Source organism: Streptomyces sindenensis, assembly GCF_014649035.1.
In the GTDB taxonomy this organism is placed as follows: Bacteria; Actinomycetota; Actinomycetes; order Streptomycetales; family Streptomycetaceae; genus Streptomyces; species Streptomyces sindenensis.
Window position 1 is genome coordinate 1 of the sequence record NZ_BMSG01000039.1, and the last position, 17,593, is coordinate 17,593.

Consider the following 17,593-nt stretch of genomic DNA (forward strand, 5'->3'; position numbering starts at 1 on the left):
ACGCCTCACCGAAGACCTCAACCGCGAGTGATCAACGGCTTACCCAACACTTTCTCAGGCCGTGCCCGGTGTCCGCCCGTCCGGCAGGAACAGAACCGAGTTGATGTACCGGTCCCGGTGCGGCACGAAGGCCCGGCGCAGCAGCCCCTGGTGCACCAGATGCTCGGTCCGCGCCTGATGGGCCACCAGGTCGAACCCCTCCAGTGGAATCCAGCGCCTTCCCGCCAGCAGCCAGCCCGCGTAGCCCTGGCCGGTCAGCAGCTCGACGGCCGGCGCGATCGGGCCGAGCCGGCTCTCCAGCTCGATGAGCAGGGCCGGGCGGTCCCGGCGCAGCAGCTCCGCCGCGCCGAGCAGCGCTGCCTGCTCGGCGCCGTCGACGTCCATCTTCACGAAGCCGACCCCGCGCAGCCCGAGACCGTCGACCGTGATCGACGGCACCTCCAGGCAGTGCGCGTGGATGTCACGGCGGGCCAGCGAGGACACCCCCCGGTCGCCCCGGTCGCCCTCCGGGAACCACAACTGGGCCGTGCCCGCCCGGTCGGTCGCCGCCCCCTGGACCACCCGGGCGTTCGACGGCAGCGTCCGGCGCAGACGCTCCGCCAGATGCGGCACGGGCTCGATGGTGACCACCTCGGCGCAGCGGGCGGCCAGCCGCCGCGACCAGGGCCCGTACCAGCCCCCGATGTCGAGGGCGACCCCGTCCGCCGGGCAGAAGTCGGCGAGCCGCCGCAGCTCGGGTTCGAAGCGGGGATACAGGGCGACGGCGGCGGAGGCGACGAGGCCCTCGGGCAGCCGGGACGCCACCGCCGCGGCGAACGTGGTCACGTGGCCGAGGCCTTCAGCCGGGTGAGCAGGCGCTCGTGGTCGTCCGCCCCGACCTTCCGGCCGGACGAGGGCAGCAGCTGCGGTATCCCGTCCACGATCGGGTAACTCAGGCGCAGCCGCGGGTTGTACAGCGCCTCCTCCTCGGGAAGCAGGGACAGCGGGCCCTTGTCGAGCGGACAGGCCAGGATCGTGAGCAACAGGTCGTCGGTAGGCATCAGGGGCTCCTCGGGAGTCATCGGCACAACAGCGGAAGATACGTCAGGGGGTCAGGACGCCGCGGCGGGCCGCGGATCGTGCCGCGGCATGGCCAGCAGGACGGACAGGGCGAGCGCCGTGCCGCCCACCCGCAGGGCCAGCAGCAGCGGATCCTCCGGCAGGCTCTCGCCGAACGCGAGCGTCCCGAGGACCGCGGTGAACAGGCAGGTCACCGTGGTGCACACCGGCACGATGAGGGACGCCCGGCAGCGCTGGAGCGCCGCCTGCGACATCACGAGACCGGCGACCGCGGTGAACAGCAGCAGATACGGATAGGGGGACCCGAACAGCGACAGCGCGGCCTCGCCCAGGTCGGTGCTGGTCAGACGGCTGGACGTGCCCTTGATCGCCAGGGAGCTGACCCCGTAGAGCAGGCCCACCGCCACCCCGTACCCGATGCCGCTCGTGGGGACCCGGTGCCGCTTGGCCGCCCGGCTCTCGACGCGTACGTACAGCCAGACGCCCGCCGCCAGCGCCGGTACGCAGACCAGCAGCACCAGCGGCCACGGGGCCCCGCCGCTCACCACGTCCTCGCCCTCGCGGACCGAGGCCACCACCATCAGCAGCGCCAGCAGGACCCCGCCCAGCGCATAGCGTTCGCGGCCCGTCGACTCCTCGCCCAGCACCGCCGACGACAGCAGCAGGAGCAGCACGAGCCCGGAGACGAAGATGCCCTGCGCCGCCGCGATCGGCAGCGCGCGGTAGACGACCAGCTGCGCCCCGAACCCGGCCCCCAGCGCCAGCGCGCCGACGATCCACAGCGGACTGGTCGCCAGCACCCGGATCACCTGGAGCGGCCGGCCCGCCGACAGCGCCGGCAGTGAACCCAGGGCCCGCTTCTCCACCACGAACCCCACGCTGTACAGCGCGTTGGCGACCAGCGCCGCGCCGACACCCCACCACATCGCGCTACCTCCGCCGCGCGTGGGCCAGCAGGATGGAGGACGCCCCGGGCAGCGCGCACGCCGCCCGGTCCAGCAGGCGCAGCGGACGCGGCACCCCGTGGAAGGGGGCGCCCTTGATCGTCACATCGGTGAAGCCGGACGCCGTCAGGAACGAGCGCAGCGCGCGGGCCGTGTACAGCCGCAGATGCCCCACCACCTCCGAGCCCGGACGGCCGTGGATCCCGCGCAGACTGACCTCCGAGAACACCGGCTGCACCCCGGCGAGGAGCAGCGCCCGGTTGTACCAGGCCGCCAGATTCGGGGTCGACAGCATCAGATGGCCACCGGGCCGCAGCACCCGCCGCAGCTCGTCCAACGCCTGGTCCGGGTCGACCAGATGCTCCAGGATCTCGCTGAACAGCACCGCGTCCGCGCACCCGTCGGCCAGCGGCAGCCCGCCGTGCTCCAGCTCGCCGCGCACCACATGGCCCATCCGGGGCCGGGCCCTGCGCAGCGCGTCCTGCGACCAGTCGACCCCGATCAGCCGGTGCCCGGCGAGGAACGGGGCGGCCGTGGCCGCCGCCGAACCGTCACCGCACCCGATGTCCAGGATCACCTGTCCCGGCGCGTCCAGGGCGTCGGCCAGCAGCCGGGCCTGCCGCAGGGTGCGCCCGTCACCCGAGGCGACCGGGACGGCCGGGTTCTCGTAGAAGTCCCGCAGCCCGGGGGAGGGGGACGTGGTGCCGGTCATACGGCCTCCGAGGACGTCGCGGCCAGGTAGCGGGTGAACAGGTCCAGCAGCCTCGCCCCGTCGCCCTCGCCCAGCAGGGTGCGCGACCAGCGCAGCGCCAGATGCAGCCGGCCGCCCGTGGACGCCGTGGTGAAGGTCAGCCCCCGGGGCATCCGGGCGGGCGCGGAGAACCACACGGCCGTCGCCCGGCCCGCGTCACCGAAGTCCAAGGGGTACGGAATCCGCCCGATGTTGCTCAGCAGCGTCGTCGAGGTCCACGGGCCGGCCGCCACCCGCAGCCCCCGGGTGAGGGCGGCGCGGGCCGCCACCGGCAGCAGCGGCATGGTCAACAGCCCCGCACCGTAACCCAGTTGAGGGCGCGCCCGGGCCTTGAGCGCCCGGGTCCGCTCGGCGGTCGTCCGCAGCAGCGCCGCCACGTCCGCCCCCGCCGCCACCTCGGCGGCGGTGAACCCGACCTCCACCAGCCGGGTGCCGTTGCCGATCGGCATCTCCGGACCCCGGGGGCGGTCGTCGACCGGCATGGTGATCCGCAACGGCCGCCGGTCCGCCCCGGGCGCCCCCTGGGCCCGGTTCCAGTCGGCCACCGTCAGGGCGGTGGCCACCATCAGCTGGTCGTTCACCGTGTACGGGGCGCCGGACTCCCTTCGCGGGACCGCGAGTTCGGCCAGCAGCAGGGCGTTGCCCGGCACCGGGGCGGGCCCCGGCGAGCCCGGCGCCACCTGGGCGGGCCGGGCCAGCGGCGAGGTCCGCGACTGCCGGGGCAGCGGGGCCGCGGCCGGGCGGGCCGGGGCGGGCGACGGGGGAATCGGAGACCCGCTGTAGATCTCCGCTGCCGTCGCCGCCAGCCGCATGCACGCCGGACCGTCCAGGGCGGTGTGGTGCACGGTGAACAGCAGCACACAGCCCTCCCGGTCCGGCTCCCGGACCACGTCGAGCCGCAGTGGCGGCGAGGCGGTCAGCGCCGGGGCGCGGTCCAGCGCCCCGGCCCGCGCCCGCTCCAGCGCACCGGGCGCGCACGGCGGGAAGGAGACCGGGTCCGTGTCCGGGCCCTCGGTCAGCTCCCACTCGTACCGCCGGGCCAGCGGCCCCCGGGGCCGCTCCCGCATCAGCGCCCGGGGGTGCCGGGCCAGTGAGGCGGCGAACGCGGAGCGCAGCCGTTCCTCGTCGACCCGGCCCGGCAGATGGATCTCGATGAGCACCGTGCTCGGCTCGGCGTCCTGCGCGCAGTGCCGGGCCACCTCGTCGACGACCGGGAACGGCACCCGGACGGGCCGCCCGGGCGACTGGCCGCCGCCCGGGGCCCGCTGGTGCTGCGTGGTCGCCATCAGGCGTCCTCTCCCTTCGCCGGGTGCCTGCCGTCGGCGGACAGCGTCCGGCCCGAAGGCGGGGCGGGCTGGGCCGGGAGCTGGACCGTCGGCCGGTCTTCGCCCGCCGCGGCCGGCTCGGCCGTGTCCTGGCCGGACCGGGCCGCACGCCCGCCGAGCGGTTCCCGGCCCACCGTGACCAGTGCGGAGAACAGCGCGATCAGGGCCAGGAGTTGGGCCGTGGCACCGAAGGCACCCTCGCCCGTCGTCGTACTCTCCCCGGTGCCCACCGCGGCGACGGCCCCCGCGGCGACCATCGCCGCGAACGCCACCGGAACGAGCAGCCGCGGCCGGAAGTGCGCCAGCACGGCGAGCAGCGGAACGGCCACGGCGACCGGACCCGCGATCACCACCCCCACCAGGGTGAGCGCGACGGTGCCCAGGATCAGACCCGGCCCCGGCGGCGCCGGCAGCTCCTCGGTCTCCTCCCGGCCGGAGCCCTTGCGGCCGACGAGGGCGAGCACCACGAGCGCCAGGAACAGCACGCCCGCACCGATCAGACCCCACCGGTAGATCGTGGCCGGCTCGTACTCCAGGGTGACCGTGCCGCCCCCGCCCTCGGGCACCAGCCAGGCCTGCTGCCACCCGTCGATCCGCAGCGGCGTCAACTCCTTGCCGTCCAGGGTGGCCTTCCACCCCTTGTTGTGGTTCTCGTGGATCTGGAGGTAGGAGGCCTCACCGGCCCCGACCTCGACGGTCCGCCGGTCGCCCTCGCCCTGCTTGACGTCCACCGAGCGCGGCGTCGCCGCCGCGGCCTCGGTGGTGCCGTTGCTCAGCGTCACGTCGGTGATGGCCAGCGGGCCCGCGTCCCCGGCCTGCACGGTGGTGGACGCGGCGGCCAGTTCGACCTTGCTGCCGTCGGTGCACAGGGAGACCTCGATGGGCCTGCGCTGGGTCAGATCCCGCACCCGCCCCTCGGCCCTGGTCTCCATGTACGTACCGCCGACGGAGAGGACCGGGCCCTTGCCGCACGGCAGGCTGAACTTCTGGTCCGGCTGCGGCTGCGGCGAACGGAACTCCTCCAGCGCCGGGATGTAGACCTCGCTCAGCCCGACCGGCAGCTGCAACTGGCTGTCGGCCACCGGGTTGTGCACGGTCAGCGGCGCCGTCTTCGAGATCGTGATGTCCATCCGGTCGGTGTTGACGGGCGAGAAGCGGGCCATGCCGTTCTCGTCCACCGAGGCCACCGCCGTACCGTCCGGCGAGCTGATCTGGACCTGCTCGGCGCGGGCCGACAGACCCCCGGCCGCGGCGAACACGATCTCGCCGACCGGCCGCTTCTCGGGCCACGTCAGCCGCAGTACGGGACGCTCGCCCGCGATCCACGCCGTGGTGAGGTCACCGTCTGTCAGGTTGCGGGGGCTGAGGTTGGTGCCCAGGCGCGCCGTGGAGTCGGCGGTCACCTCGATCTTGTCCCGCTCACCCGTCAGCTCGAACAGCAGCTTGTCGAGAGCCTCTCCGGGCACCGGCAGCGCGGTCGCCGAGACGGTGTAGTCGCCCGCCTCCGGTGCGGTGAACTGCCGGCCGAGACCGACCTCGGCGGCCACGGACGACAGACCGCCCGGGTCGCTGCCCCGCCGCAGCGAGAACATCGTCGCGTCGGCGCCATCACGCGGCGCGTCGTTCGGGAGCTCCAGCATCCGGGTCACCTGCACGCCGGGGATGGCGATGTCGGTGAATCCGGCGCCGGTCAGCCCCGGGCGCCCCTGCTGGGACTCCAGGATCGTCACCTTCAGCCAGGCGGCCTGCCCGGGGGGCGCGGCCACCTGCTGTGCGGAACCGTCGGTGCGCAGCGGGCTTTCCCTGGAGCCCTTGTCGGTCTCCACCCGGATCACGGTCGGCGCGGCCCGCACATTGCCGCTGGGCAGCGGCGTCACCTGGATCGAGGCGGGGACGTCCGTCGGGGCGGAGAAGTCGACCCGCACCCACTCGCCCTTGGGCGTGCCCGGGGATCCCTCCGCCCAGCCGGTGGCCGGGTTGCCGTCGAACGCGTTGACCGGGTCGTACTGCGGCAGATGGAACAGCCAGTTGCCCACCGAGGACGCGCTGACCGACTTCGCCCCGCGGATCACCGCAGTCGTCTGGTGCTTCGCCCCGGACGTCGGCAGGATCTGCCGCGGCTCACGCCCCGGGTCCTGCGCGGACTCCTCGGCGTTGCGCTCGTCGGCGGTGTACGTGTGCGAGGTGTTGGAGTTGACCAGCCCGAACCGGGTGTCGGCGCGCCGCAGCCCGTCGCCCGCCGCGTACAGCGACGGCCGTCCCAGCCCCGGGTGCGCGTCACCGGCCAGCACGGTCGGCCGGCCCTCGATGGCTCCGTCCGCCGACAGCGGCAGCAGCGACTCCGGGCCACCGCTCACCACGGCCGTCGCGGCGACCGGGGTGGCCTCCGCCCGCCCGGGGCGCTCGGTCCCCTTGGGCGGTTCGTAGATCTCCACCGCCCGCTGGCGCGGATACAGGCCCTCGACCTGCACCGGGGTGTCCGCCGCGATCCGGCCGGCGGTCATCACCGGCCCGTACCCCTTGACGCGGCTGTAGCCGGACGCCTCCAGGGTGCGCTTCACCGTGGTGGAGGGGACGTAGCCCAGCTGGTCCGGGTCCAGGTCGTTGCGGACCACCACATAGTGCAGCCCGGCCCGGTTCAGGAACTCGCTGAGTCCGGGAACCTCGCCGCCGGAGGTCAGGGCCTGCTCGACGGCGTCCATCGCCCGCCGGTTGCCGGGCGTGCCGAACGGGACGTAATCACGCTGCGCGTACGGCGAATCGGCCAGCACGTCCAGCGGCTGGTCGATGGGGGAGCCCCAGGTGTAGATGCCGTGCGCCGTCGCCGGGACGACCAGGGCGCGATCGTCCGGCGAGTTGTTCTTGAGCCAGCTCCCGGTGCTCTCCCAGTAGTCGGGAACCTTCTGGAACGAACCCGTCTGGAGGATCGAGCCGTTGAGGTACGGCCAGGCCAGGCCGGGCAGCACGATGGCGGCGGCGACGGCCGGCGCGAGCCGGCGCATCCGGGCCGGGTTGCGGTCCCGCCGGGCGGCGGCCGCCGTGGCGACGCCGACGAGGTGCGCCAGCCCCAGGGCCAGCGCCAGCGCCAGACCCGTCTGGAACTTGTAGATGTTCCGGAACGGCACCAGCCAGGTGTCCAGCCAGTCCTGCACCGTGTCGTGGAAGAGACCGCCCAGCGCACCGCCGTACCCGGCGAGGGTGACGAGCGCGACGGACAGCACGGTCAGCACCAGCCAGCGGCGCTCGGGCAGATCACGCCGCGCCAGACCCGCCAGCCCCAGGGCGGCGGCCAGCGCCGAGCCGAGGATGGTGACCGTCGCGGTCGCGACGGTCCACCCGGCCGGCAGCCAGGCCTCGCCGAAGTTCAGATAGCCCACCCAGTTGCCCGCGCCGCGCAGCGCCTCGGTCGCCGACATGGTGGTCGTGGTGGTGTACGAGGACTCCACGTACGGCATGAAGTTCTCGCCGAACGTCCCCAGCAGCAGCAGCGGAACGATCCACCAGGCGGTCGCCATGATCACGCCCGGTATCCACCACAGCAGCAGACCCCGCTTGCGCGGACCGCCCGGCCGGGACAGCAGATACAGCCCCACCGGCAGCAGTGAGGCCAGCGTGGAAGCCGCGTTGACCCCGCCCATCAGCGGGATCAGCAGCGCGGACCGGACCGCCGCGATCCGCGGTGTCAGCCGCGGGTTCGTCAGCGGCAGCAGCACCCACGGCAGCAGGGCGCCGGGAAGCGCCGCGGCGGACGTCGAGCCCACCACGATGGTGTAGGTCGGCCACAGCGCGTAGACGGCCGCACCGAGCAGCCGGGTGGCCGGTGAGCCGACCCGCAGCCGCTCCGCCAGCCGCAGCGCACCCCAGAAGGCGGTCGCCACGATGATCGAGAACCACAGCCGCTCGGCCAGCCAGGTGGGCACCCGCAGCAGCTCGGCGGTGCCGTAGTACGGCAGCATCGGCACGAGATAGCCGATGTACTGGTCGGCGATCCCGCCGAACCCGGAGCGGCTGTGCCACAGCTCGCCCAGGTCGCCGAGGAACCGGCCGGGGGCCGTGACGACACCCAGCTTCGTGTCGAAGGTCATCCGACCCGGCGACACCGCCAGGAACGCCGCGAAGACGGCGGCCCAGAACCCCAGGAGCCAGCGCCTGGAGCGCGCCTGCGGCGGGCCGTCGGCGGGGACGGTGGGCTCGGGGCCCGGGCCGTCCGGGGCCGCGGGCCTGGGTGGGTGGACAGCGCTGGTCATGAACACCGCCGGAGAATGAGGAGGAGGTTCCAGGTGGCGAATTCCCGCAGTACGGGGATCCGCGGCACGAGCTGGGGAAGGACGGGCCAGTAACGCGAGCGTGCGGACACGACGGTCACGTCACTACGGCTTCGGACATGGCGCAGCGTCTCGCCGACGCCGATCCGGAAGAGGTTGTCGCCGAGGCGGTGCTTGGCCGGGCGGCCGGTGCGGCGCTCGTAGCGGCTCCGGGCGCGCTCGGCGCCCAGGTAGTGCCACGGCGCCCACTCGTGGCCGCCCCAGGGCGAGTACCAGTTGGTGAAGGAGACGTAGATCAGACCGCCCGGGCGGGTCACCCGGGCCATCTCGCTGAGAAAGGTGTGCGGATCGGCCACGTGCTCCAGCACATTGGAGGAGAAGCAGACGTCCGCCGCACCGTCGGCCAGCGGCAGCAGATAGCCGTCGGCGACGACGGTGTCCGCGCGCTTGCCGGGGCCGATCTCGGCCGTGTCCGGTTCGAAGAGGTAGCCGTGCGCGCCGCGCCGACGGAACTCCCGGGTGAAGTAGCCGTCACCGCCGCCGATGTCCACGACGACCTTGCCCCGCACCGGACCGTACCGCTCCACCTGGTCCGCGGCGTCGCGGGCCAGCAGGGTGTACGCCGTCGCCGGATCGCCCTGTTCGCCCATGAAGGCGCGGAACAGGGCGGCCGAGCGCCGGAAGGAAGGGTCTTTCACGCGCTCGCACCGATCGCCGGGGCGCTCACGCCGCTGGTCGCCTCGGCGGCGACCGCCATGAACTGCCGGACACTGCTGGTCCACCGGAACGCGGCGGCCCGCTCCCGGGCCGCCTTGCCCATCGCCTCGCGCCGCTCGTCGTCCAGGGCGAGCGCGCACCAGGACGCGGCGAAGGAGGACGCGCCCCGGGCGAGGATGCCCGTGACCCCGTCCTCGACGGAGTCGCGCAGCCCGGGGACGTCGAAGCCCAGGGTCGGGGTGGAGCGGGCGCCGGCCTCCGTGACGACCAGCCCCCACCCCTCCACGGCCGCCGGATGCAGCAGCATCCACGACGCGCAGAGCAGCCGGTGCTTCTCCTCCTCGGTGACATGGCCGGCGAACTCCACCCCGGGACCGGCGAGCCGCTCCAGGCGGGCCCGCTCGGGGCCGTCGCCGACGATCACCAGCCGGCCGCCGGTGACCGGCCGGACCCGCTCCCACAGCTGGAGCAGCAGATCGATGCGCTTGTAGTCGACGAGCCGGCCGAGCGCCGTGAACAGCGGGGTCTCGGACCGGTCGCCCTGCGGGCTCGGCTCCTCGACGCCGTTGTTCACCACCCTGATCCGGTGGTCGGGCACGCCCAGGTCCCGCAGGGCGCCCGCCGTGGACGGGGACACCGCGATCATCAGATGGTCGCGGTAGGCCCGGGACAGGGCCCAGTGCTCCAGCCGCCGTCCGGCCCGCGCCACCGGCATCGGGAACCGCATGTCCCACAGGTCGGTGTGCACATGGTTGACGAGGCACACGGTGGGCCCGCGGTGCCACAGGGGCGCGAGATACGGCATGCCGTTGCAGACCTCGACCAGCAGGTCGCAGTCGCCGATCTGCCGGGCGAAGGCGGACCGCGCACCGAGGTAGTGCCCCAGGGTGCCGCCCGCCGAGACGACTCGGTAGGTCCTGCGGGCGGCCTGGCCGCCGCACAGGAGGGTGACGTCGTGGCCCTCCTCGGTGAGGCCCGAGGCGAGCCGGTCGATCAGCAGCTCGGAGCCACCGGCGGCCGGGTTTCCCAGGTCGCGGTGGGCGAGGAAGACGATGCGTCGCGGGGTCGCGGGGACCCTGGAGGACGCCGGGCCCTGACCCTGGCGCGTGACTGCATCGAGCAGTGGGGGAGGTACGTGCTGGGGCATTGGGCGCTCCAACTCGGCTCGGGGTGCGGGAATGCGCGGACGAGCGGAAAGAGGGTGGTCCGCGGACGGGCGAAAGAACGGAAGACGGAAAGGGACAGGAGGGTAGGGGACGGGAAACGCGGGGGCGTACGGGGCGGGGCGGAGATCGCACATGATGTGACGGAAAAGGGGAGACCGGGGGGCCGTGCTCTGGTGGGGATAGACAGTTTTCGGCACGGGTTACCGCCCGGCTACTCACCGGCGCAACAACTTGCGGGTAACTCAGGTGCGCGTACTCGTCATCATGTGAGTGTTCGAGGCTTCCGGAGCCTCCCGGCGCCCCCTGACGACGAGGACGACCCCCACCACCGTGAGTACGAGACCCGTCCCGGCCGCCCCCATCGGTGCGGTCTCGCCGAGCGTTGCCAGCCGCTTGCTGTCCGCCGACGCCAGCTCGACCTGCTTCTTCTGGGTCCCCTCGGTGAACTCCACCCGCTTGCTCTCCAGCAGCACCACGGCGTCCTTCTTCGAGCCGGGCGCGCGCAGCGTCTTCTTCGGGCCGATCGCCGCGTTGATGATGCGGCCGGTGCGCTTGTCCACGACCAGCTCGATGCCGCTGTTGGAATACCACTCCTCGGCCAGCACCTGGGGCGTCTTCTTCCGGCCCACGAGGACCCCGGGCACCTGACGCACCCCGGTCTTCGTCGGCTCGACCTCGCCCTTGAAGAGGTAGCCGGCGTAGCCCTGGATCTTCTTCTCGCCCTCGAAGGAGAGCCGCACCACACCGCCGAGCGTGCTGTCCCACCAGCGGTAGGCGCGCTTCTCGACGTCGAAGGGGAACTTGAGGTACGCCTCCCCGTCGAACGTCGGGGACTCCTCGCAGCAGTGCACCGGCTCGTTGGTGGTGCGGTCGGTCACCCAGCGCTCCAGCGTCCACTGGAGGGCGTCACGGGGATCGGAGGCGGGCAGCGTCGCGTCGTGGTCGACGGACGTGGACACGTCCCAGACGGCGTTGCCGCTCTTCTCGCTGTCGGCCACGTCACCGCGCACCTGCCGGGTGATCGTGATCGTCTCGTCCTCGACCGTCTCCACCTTGCCGGTGTCGAAATAGCTTCCGGTACCGGTGAACACGGTGGTCGTGTCGGTGTCTATCGGGGTGCGCTTGGCATGCGGCTGGACATACCAGACGAGCAGTGGTGCGAGGACGAGCAGAAAGACCCCCGCCCCCAGCAGAACGAGCGAGAGGGGTGAAGCATTGCGGCGCATCCGGGCACTCCTGGGTCGAAATCTCTTCGCGGAGGTGCACGGGCCCCGGGCCGGTCAGCCCTTGATTGGCGTGAACAGTAAGCAAGGCCTTGACGAGATGTCAATGACCTGTCGACACTGTGTGCGAGCCGGAGGGGCCCGGCTCAACGGGGTGGGGATCGCCTCCAGCAAGGAGCTGACCCGACTATGCGCAGACTCATCGCCGCTCTTTCCACCGCCGTGGTGGCCGCGGCGCTCGCCACAGGTGCGGCGTTCGGTGTCGTGGCACTGCTCGACGCCACCCCCGACCAGCCCAATACGCCACTGATCAGCTACGACACCGCACCGGCGGCTCCATGACGCGCACGGCCTGGCAGGAGGTGCCCCGGTCCCAGCTGGACCGGTTCGCCACCATCGCCCTGTCCGAGGCCCCGGAGCTCGCCCAGACGATCCTGCACGCGATCCGCCGGGACTACCCCTACCTCCACCTCGTCGAGGACGAGTCCGGGGAGCCGCTGGCCCTGGTCGGCATCCGGCGTGCCATCGAGGGGTTCGTCGACAACCTCACCTCCGGCGCGCACCCCCGGGTGCCGCCGGAGATGTTCCAGGAGTTCGGACGGGGCGAGGGCCTGGAGGGCCGCAGCCTCGACTCGCTCCAGGCCATCTACCGCTTCGGCGTCCGGCTCACCTGGCGCAGGCTCGCCGAGATCGGCCAGCAGGTCGACATCCCGGCGCCCGCCATGTACGAGCTGGCCGAATCGGGATTCGAGTATCTGGACGGGCTCGTGGAACAGTCGGTACGGGGCTACGCCGAGGCGGCGGCCCGGCGCGCCAGCGAACGCCTCCGCCTCCAGCGCCAGCTGATCGAGATGCTGCTCATGGAGCACCGCGTCGAATCGACCCGGACCCTGGCCGAGCGGGCCGCCCGCATCGGCTGGGAGCTTCCCGAGACGATCGCGGTGGGCGTCCTCATCCGCCCCGCCCGGGAGGCGGTGGCCCCGGCCGTCGGCCAGGGCATCCTGCTGGAGATGGAGAGCGAGCAGCCGCGCATCGTCATCCCGGACCCGGACACGGCGGGCCGCGCGGAGATCCTGCGGCGGGCCACGGCGGGCTGGTCCGGGGCGATCGGCCCGGCGGTCCCGCTGGCCGCCGCCGCGACCTCGCTGCGCTGGGCGGAGACCGCGGTCCAGCTGATCAAGAAGGACCTGCTCCCGCAGGGCGAGGTGCTGCACTGCACCAAGCGCGTGGAGGAGCTGGTCCTGCTGCCGGCCCAGGAGCTGATCGACGCCTCCGCCCGCCGCTGTCTCGCCCCGCTGGACGGCCTCAGCCCGACCCAGGCGCGGCGGCTGGCCGAGACCCTGCTGGCCTGGATCGAGACCCCCGGCGGCGCCCCCGAGGTGGCCGCCCGTCTCGGCGTCCACCCCCAGACGGCCCGCTACCGGCTGCGGCAGATCCGGGAGCTGTGGGGGGACGCCATCGACGAACCGGACCAGCGCTTCGAGATGCTGCTCGTGCTCCGCGCCCAGCGGCTGCGGGGCGACCTGGCCCAGGGCTGAGGCCCGGAACGCCGCGGCCCGCACGTCCCCGGGGACGTGCGGGCCGCGGGCGTTCCGCGTCGGTTCCAGGTCCTGTCGTCGAACGGCAGGCGGCAGTGTGACGACAGGGTCTAGACCGGGGTGACGTACGCCCCGGCGATCCCGCCGTCGACCAGGAAGTCCGTGGCGTTCACGAACGAGGAGTCGTCGCTCGCCAGGAACGCCACGGCGGCGGCGATCTCCGTCGGCTCGGCGAACCGCCCGAGCGGGATGTGGATCAGCCGCCGGGCGGCCCGCTCCGGGTCCTTGGCGAACAGCTCCTGGAGCAGCGGGGTGTTGACCGGCCCCGGGCAGAGCGCGTTGACGCGGATGCCTTCCCGCGCGAACTGCACCCCCAGCTCGCGCGACATCGCCAGCACCCCGCCCTTGGACGCGGTGTACGAGATCTGCGAGGTGGCCGCGCCCATCCGGGCCACGAACGAGGCCGTGTTGATGATGGAGCCCCTGCCCTGCGCGCGCATGTAGGGGATGGCCGCCTTGCAGCAGAGGTAGACCGAGGTCAGATTGACCTCCTGCACCCGCTTCCACGCCTCCAGACCGGTCTCCAGGATGGAGTCGTCGTCCGGCGGGGAGATCCCCGCGTTGTTGAACGCGATGTCGACCGACCCGTAGGTGTCGTGGGCGGCCTCGAACAGCGCGTCCACCTGCTCGGCGTCGGTGACGTCGGTACGGACGAAGAGCCCGGCGGCCTCCTCGGCGGCGGCCTTGCCGCGCTCCTCGTCCACATCGGCGCAGACGACATGGGCGCCCTCGGCGGCCAGCCGCCGGACGGTGGCCAGACCGATGCCGCTGCCGGCCCCGGTGACGACGGCGGTGCGGCCGACCAGGCGGCGGCAGACGGAAGAAGTGTCGGTCATGGTGCTCAGGCCTCCGTGCTGATGAAGACGTTCTTGGTTTCGGTGAAGGCGGCCAGGGCGTCCGGGCCGAGCTCGCGGCCCAGCCCCGACTGCTTGTAGCCGCCGAAGGGGGTCGAATAGCGCACGCTGGAATGCGAGTTGACCGAGAGGTTGCCCGCCCGCAGCCCCTGGCTGACGCGCAGTGCCCGGCCCACGTCCCGGGTCCAGACCGAGCCGGCGAGCCCGTAGTCGGTGGCGTTGGCCAGCCGCAGCGCGTCCGCCTCGCCCTCGAACGGAAGCACCACGGCCACCGGCCCGAAGACCTCCTCGACGGCCACCGGAGCGTCGGGCGCGACCCCGGCGAGGACGGTCGGCGGATACCAGAACCCGGGGCCCTCGGGCGCTTTGCCGAGCATCGCCCGTACGCCGTCGGCCTCCCGGCCGCCGTCGACGAGCCCCCGGACCCGGTCCCGCTGGACGGCCGAGATCAGCGGCCCCATCTGCGTCCTCTCGTCGGCCGGGTCGCCCACCACCACGGCGGACACGGCCGGGACGAGGGCATCGAGGAACCGGTCGTACACGGACCGCTCGACCAGGATCCGGGTCCGGGCGCAGCAGTCCTGACCGGCGTTGTCCAGGAAGGACATCGGGGCGGATGCGGCCGCGGCCTCCACATCGGCGTCGGCGAAGACGACGTTGGGGCTCTTGCCGCCCAGCTCCAGGGTGAGCCGCTTCACGCGTTCGGCGCAGCGGGTCATGATGTGCTTGCCGGTCCGGGTGGAGCCGGTGAACACGATCTTCGCGACGCCCGGGTGCTCGACCAGCGCGTTCCCGGCCACCGGTCCCTCGCCGGGCAGCACCTGGAGGAGACCCTCCGGAAGGCCCGCCTCCAGGGCGAGTTCGGCCAGTCGCAGAGCGGTCAGCGGGGTCGTCTCGGCGGGCTTGAGGAGGACGGCGTTGCCCGCGGCGAGGGCCGGGGCGAGACCCCAGGCGGCGATCGGCATCGGGAAGTTCCACGGGGCGATGACCCCGACGACGCCCAGCGGCTCCAGGACGGTGAAGTCGATGCCGCCCGCGACGGGGATCTGCCGGCCCAGCAGCCGTTCGGCCCCGCCCGCGCTGTAGTCGAGCAGATCGCGGACGTTGCCCGCCTCCCACCGGGCGTTCCCGAGGGTGTGACCGGCCTCCCGGACCTCCAGCCGCGCCAGTTCCTCGATGTGTTCGTCGACGACGGCGGCGAAGCGGCGCAGCAGCCGGGCCCGGTCGGCGGGCGCGGCGGCTGCCCAGGAGCGCTGGGCCGTCGCCGCGCGGACGACGGCGGCGTCCACGTCGGCGGCGGAGGCGGCGGGGACGGTGGCGATGACCTCGGCGGTGGCCGGGTTGAGGACGTCCAGGGCGGACGCCGCGGGGTGCTGTGACACGTACGGACCTCGATCGGAAGGGGGTGGTCAGAGGCGTTCGAAGGAGCGGCGCAGCTCCCAGTCGGTCACCGCGGAGTCGTACGCGGCCAGTTCGACCCGGGCCATGTTCAGGTAGTGCGCGACGACCTCCTCGCCGAAGGCTTCCTTGGCGATCGGGCTGGCCTCCCACAGTTCGGCGGCCTCGCGCAGGGTCGCCGGCACCTGGTCGTAGTCGGCGGTGTAGGCGTTGCCCGTACAGGCCTCGGGCAGCTCCAGCCGGTGCTCGACCCCGTACAGTCCGGCGGCGACCAGCCCGGCGACCGCCAGATGCGGGTTGACGTCGCCGCCCGGCAGCCGGTTCTCGAAGCGCGTCGAGCGCCCGTGCCCGACGACCCGCAGGGCACAGGTGCGGTTGTCGGCACCCCAGGCGACTGCGGTGGGGGCGAAGGAGCCGGGCTGGAAGCGCTTGTAGGAGTTGATGTTGGGGGCGTAGAGGAGGGAGAAGTCCCGCAGGGCGGCGAGCTGTCCGGCCAGGAAGTGGCGCATCACCTCCGACATGCCGTCCGGTCCTTCGCCCGCCATCACGTTCACGCCGTCCGCGTCGGTCAGCGAGAGGTGGATGTGGCAGGAGTTGCCCTCGCGCTCGTCGTACTTGGCCATGAAGGTCAGCGCGACCCCCTCCTGGGCCGCGATCTCCTTGGCGCCCGTCTTGTAGACGGCGTGCTGGTCGCAGGTGGTGAGCGCGTCGTCGTAGCGGAAGACGATCTCGTGCTGGCCCGGATTGCACTCGCCCTTGGCCGATTCGACGGTCAGCCCCGCCAGTTGCATCTCGTTGCGGATCCGGCGCAGCAGCGGCTCGATGCGGCCGGTGCCGAGGATCGAGTAGTCGATGTTGTACTGGTTGGCCGGGGTCAGCCCGCGGTAGCCGCGGTCCCAGGCCTCCTCGTAACTGTCCCGGAAGACGATGAACTCCAGCTCCGTGCCCACCTGGGCCGTCCAGCCGCGCTCCGCCAGCCGGTCGAGCTGGCGGCGCAGGATCTGCCGGGGGGCGGCGACCACCGGACTGCCGTCGTGCCAGGCGAGATCCGCGATGAGAAGCGCGGTCCCCTCGTGCCAGGGGACGGGGCGCAGGGTCGCGGGGTCGGGGACCATGCCGAAGTCACCGTAGCCGTTCTCCCACGAGGACATCGCGTAACCGTCGACCGTCCGCATCTCGGTGTCCACGGCCAGGAGGTAGTTGCAGCCCTCGGTCCCGTGCTCCAGCACCTCGTCGAGGAAGAACCCGGCCGCGAACCGCTTCCCCTGGAGCCGGCCCTGCATGTCCGGGAAGGCCAGCACCACGGTGTCTATCGACCCGTCCGCGACCCGTGAGCGGAGCTCGTCGACGCCGAGCGGGGGTGTGCGGTCTGCCACGGGATGCCTCCTTGGGTGAACCGGGAGGCATAAGGTATGGCAGAGAACCATTGCTTGGGAAGGGGATCCGCCAGTGGCCGCGAACGGAAGAGCGGACGACACCCGTCCGGGGGTACGGGCCGGAGGGGCGGCAGAGGGTGCCGGCTGCTCCGCGCCCGGCCCGCTGGACTCCGTACTGCGCCCGGTCCGCGCGGGCAACGGCTTCGAGGAGGCCCTGGAGCAGGTCCTCCAGCTGCTGCGCCTCGGCCTCGTGCCGCCGGGCGAACGCCTGCCCTCCGAACGTGATCTGTCCCAGCACCTGCGGATCAGCAGGGTGACGCTGCGCGAGGTCCTCAAGGTCCTCCAGGACCAGAACATGGTCGAGAGCCGCCGCGGCCGCTACGGAGGCACGTTCGTCCTGCCGCGCACGGCCACCCCCGACGGCAGCGACGAACTGCGCCGCCGTATCGCCGCCGTCGACGTCGAGGACACCCTGCGCTTCCGCGAAGTGCTGGAGGCCGGAGCCGCGGGTCTGTGCGCCGAAGGGCTCACGGCCGACGGCGAAGCCCGGCTGCGCGGGGCGCTCGGCGCCACCCGGGGCGCCCGGCTGGAGGACTACCGCCGCCAGGACACCCTGCTCCACCTCGCCCTCGCCGAACTCTCCGGCTCCCGCACGCTCGCCGCCCAGTACGCCGCCGTCCGGGCCACCCTCAACGAACTGCTCGACTGCATCCCGCTGCTGGTGCGCAACCTGGAACACTCCCAGCAGCAGCACGCGGCCGTCGTCGAGGCGGTCCTCGACCGGGACCCGGAGGCGGCGCGCGAGATGATGCGCGAACACTGCGGCGGTACGGCCGCCCTGCTGCGCGGCTTCCTCGCCTGAGCCCGGGGGGACGCACGGGCCGACGGCGTCCGGCGAGGCGAATCCGTAACCACTC

15 protein-coding genes are annotated in these 17,593 nt (G+C 73.0%); 3 read left to right on the forward strand and 12 right to left on the reverse strand.

The window, feature by feature from the left end; genetic code table 11:
* Positions 1-54 precede the first annotated feature (54 nt).
* The 9 genes from IE145_RS29245 to pgfA form a co-directional block, all read right to left on the reverse strand.
* Positions 55-825, reverse strand: coding sequence for an FkbM family methyltransferase (locus IE145_RS29245; RefSeq protein WP_189528443.1), 771 nt, complete (start codon positions 823-825; stop codon positions 55-57).
* A complete protein-coding gene (locus tag IE145_RS29250) occupies positions 822-1,040 on the reverse strand; it encodes a Trm112 family protein (protein ID WP_189528444.1) in 219 nt (72 codons plus the stop codon). Before IE145_RS29250 ends, IE145_RS29245 begins: the two co-directional genes overlap by 4 nt.
* A gap of 51 nt (positions 1,041-1,091) precedes the next feature.
* The gene (locus IE145_RS29255; protein ID WP_189528445.1) at positions 1,092-1,985 is read right to left on the reverse strand and encodes a hypothetical protein; all 894 of its coding nucleotides are present in this window, start codon (positions 1,983-1,985) and stop codon (positions 1,092-1,094) included.
* Positions 1,986-1,989: 4 nt separating this feature from the next.
* Complete coding sequence (locus tag IE145_RS29260; RefSeq protein ID WP_189528446.1) at positions 1,990-2,715, reverse strand: class I SAM-dependent methyltransferase; 726 nt, start codon at positions 2,713-2,715, stop codon at positions 1,990-1,992.
* Positions 2,712-4,040, reverse strand: coding sequence for a condensation protein (locus tag IE145_RS29265; protein WP_189528447.1), 1,329 nt, complete (start codon positions 4,038-4,040; stop codon positions 2,712-2,714). Before IE145_RS29265 ends, IE145_RS29260 begins: the two co-directional genes overlap by 4 nt.
* Positions 4,040-8,326 (reverse strand): alpha-(1->3)-arabinofuranosyltransferase domain-containing protein, encoded by a 4,287-nt coding sequence (locus tag IE145_RS29270; RefSeq protein WP_189528448.1) that lies wholly within the window; start codon positions 8,324-8,326, stop codon positions 4,040-4,042. The genes IE145_RS29265 and IE145_RS29270 overlap by 1 nt, the downstream gene beginning before the upstream one ends.
* Complete coding sequence (locus IE145_RS29275; RefSeq protein WP_189528449.1) at positions 8,323-9,042, reverse strand: class I SAM-dependent methyltransferase; 720 nt, start codon at positions 9,040-9,042, stop codon at positions 8,323-8,325. The genes IE145_RS29270 and IE145_RS29275 overlap by 4 nt, the downstream gene beginning before the upstream one ends.
* On the reverse strand, positions 9,039-10,208 hold the full coding sequence (locus IE145_RS29280; protein ID WP_189528450.1) for a glycosyltransferase family 4 protein: 1,170 nt from the start codon (positions 10,206-10,208) through the stop codon (positions 9,039-9,041). Before IE145_RS29280 ends, IE145_RS29275 begins: the two co-directional genes overlap by 4 nt.
* A gap of 261 nt (positions 10,209-10,469) precedes the next feature.
* Positions 10,470-11,453, reverse strand: coding sequence for a cell envelope lipid trafficking protein PgfA (pgfA, locus tag IE145_RS29285; RefSeq protein ID WP_189528451.1), 984 nt, complete (start codon positions 11,451-11,453; stop codon positions 10,470-10,472).
* A 186-nt stretch (positions 11,454-11,639) separates the two neighbouring features.
* Between pgfA and IE145_RS29290 the strand changes: the two genes are divergently transcribed.
* Positions 11,640-11,792, forward strand: coding sequence for a hypothetical protein (locus IE145_RS29290; RefSeq protein ID WP_189528452.1), 153 nt, complete (start codon positions 11,640-11,642; stop codon positions 11,790-11,792).
* Complete coding sequence (locus tag IE145_RS29295) at positions 11,789-12,988, forward strand: PucR family transcriptional regulator (protein ID WP_189528453.1); 1,200 nt, start codon at positions 11,789-11,791, stop codon at positions 12,986-12,988. Before IE145_RS29290 ends, IE145_RS29295 begins: the two co-directional genes overlap by 4 nt.
* A 110-nt stretch (positions 12,989-13,098) precedes the next feature.
* Here IE145_RS29295 and IE145_RS29300 read toward each other — a convergent pair whose 3' ends face one another.
* The 3 genes from IE145_RS29300 to IE145_RS29310 are packed head-to-tail and all read right to left on the reverse strand — an operon-like array spanning position 13,099 to position 16,676.
* Complete coding sequence (locus tag IE145_RS29300; RefSeq protein WP_189528454.1) at positions 13,099-13,884, reverse strand: 3-oxoacyl-ACP reductase; 786 nt, start codon at positions 13,882-13,884, stop codon at positions 13,099-13,101.
* 5 nt (positions 13,885-13,889) lie between these two features.
* Positions 13,890-15,284: an aldehyde dehydrogenase family protein gene (locus IE145_RS29305; RefSeq protein WP_189528455.1), complete on the reverse strand. Its 1,395-nt coding sequence runs from the start codon at positions 15,282-15,284 to the stop codon at positions 13,890-13,892.
* Between the two features lie 27 nt (positions 15,285-15,311).
* Positions 15,312-16,676, reverse strand: coding sequence for a glutamine synthetase family protein (locus IE145_RS29310; RefSeq protein ID WP_189528456.1), 1,365 nt, complete (start codon positions 16,674-16,676; stop codon positions 15,312-15,314).
* A gap of 73 nt (positions 16,677-16,749) precedes the next feature.
* Between IE145_RS29310 and IE145_RS29315 the strand changes: the two genes are divergently transcribed.
* Complete coding sequence (locus tag IE145_RS29315; RefSeq protein ID WP_189528457.1) at positions 16,750-17,538, forward strand: FadR/GntR family transcriptional regulator; 789 nt, start codon at positions 16,750-16,752, stop codon at positions 17,536-17,538.
* Positions 17,539-17,593 lie beyond the last annotated feature (55 nt).

What these genes read in the sequence shown, in the direction of transcription:
- IE145_RS29280 (WP_189528450.1), bottom strand. Translation starts at nt 10,208, where the DNA reads ATGCCCCAGCACGTACCTCCCCCACTGCTCGATGCAGTCACGCGCCAG.
- pgfA (WP_189528451.1), bottom strand. Translation starts at nt 11,453, where the DNA reads ATGCGCCGCAATGCTTCACCCCTCTCGCTCGTTCTGCTGGGGGCGGGG.
- IE145_RS29260 (WP_189528446.1), bottom strand. Translation starts at nt 2,715, where the DNA reads ATGACCGGCACCACGTCCCCCTCCCCCGGGCTGCGGGACTTCTACGAG.
- IE145_RS29295 (WP_189528453.1), top strand. Translation starts at nt 11,789, where the DNA reads ATGACGCGCACGGCCTGGCAGGAGGTGCCCCGGTCCCAGCTGGACCGG.
- IE145_RS29290 (WP_189528452.1), top strand. Translation starts at nt 11,640, where the DNA reads ATGCGCAGACTCATCGCCGCTCTTTCCACCGCCGTGGTGGCCGCGGCG.
- IE145_RS29255 (WP_189528445.1), bottom strand. Translation starts at nt 1,985, where the DNA reads ATGTGGTGGGGTGTCGGCGCGGCGCTGGTCGCCAACGCGCTGTACAGC.
- IE145_RS29265 (WP_189528447.1), bottom strand. Translation starts at nt 4,040, where the DNA reads ATGGCGACCACGCAGCACCAGCGGGCCCCGGGCGGCGGCCAGTCGCCC.
- IE145_RS29270 (WP_189528448.1), bottom strand. Translation starts at nt 8,326, where the DNA reads ATGACCAGCGCTGTCCACCCACCCAGGCCCGCGGCCCCGGACGGCCCG.
- IE145_RS29250 (WP_189528444.1), bottom strand. Translation starts at nt 1,040, where the DNA reads ATGCCTACCGACGACCTGTTGCTCACGATCCTGGCCTGTCCGCTCGAC.
- IE145_RS29300 (WP_189528454.1), bottom strand. Translation starts at nt 13,884, where the DNA reads ATGACCGACACTTCTTCCGTCTGCCGCCGCCTGGTCGGCCGCACCGCC.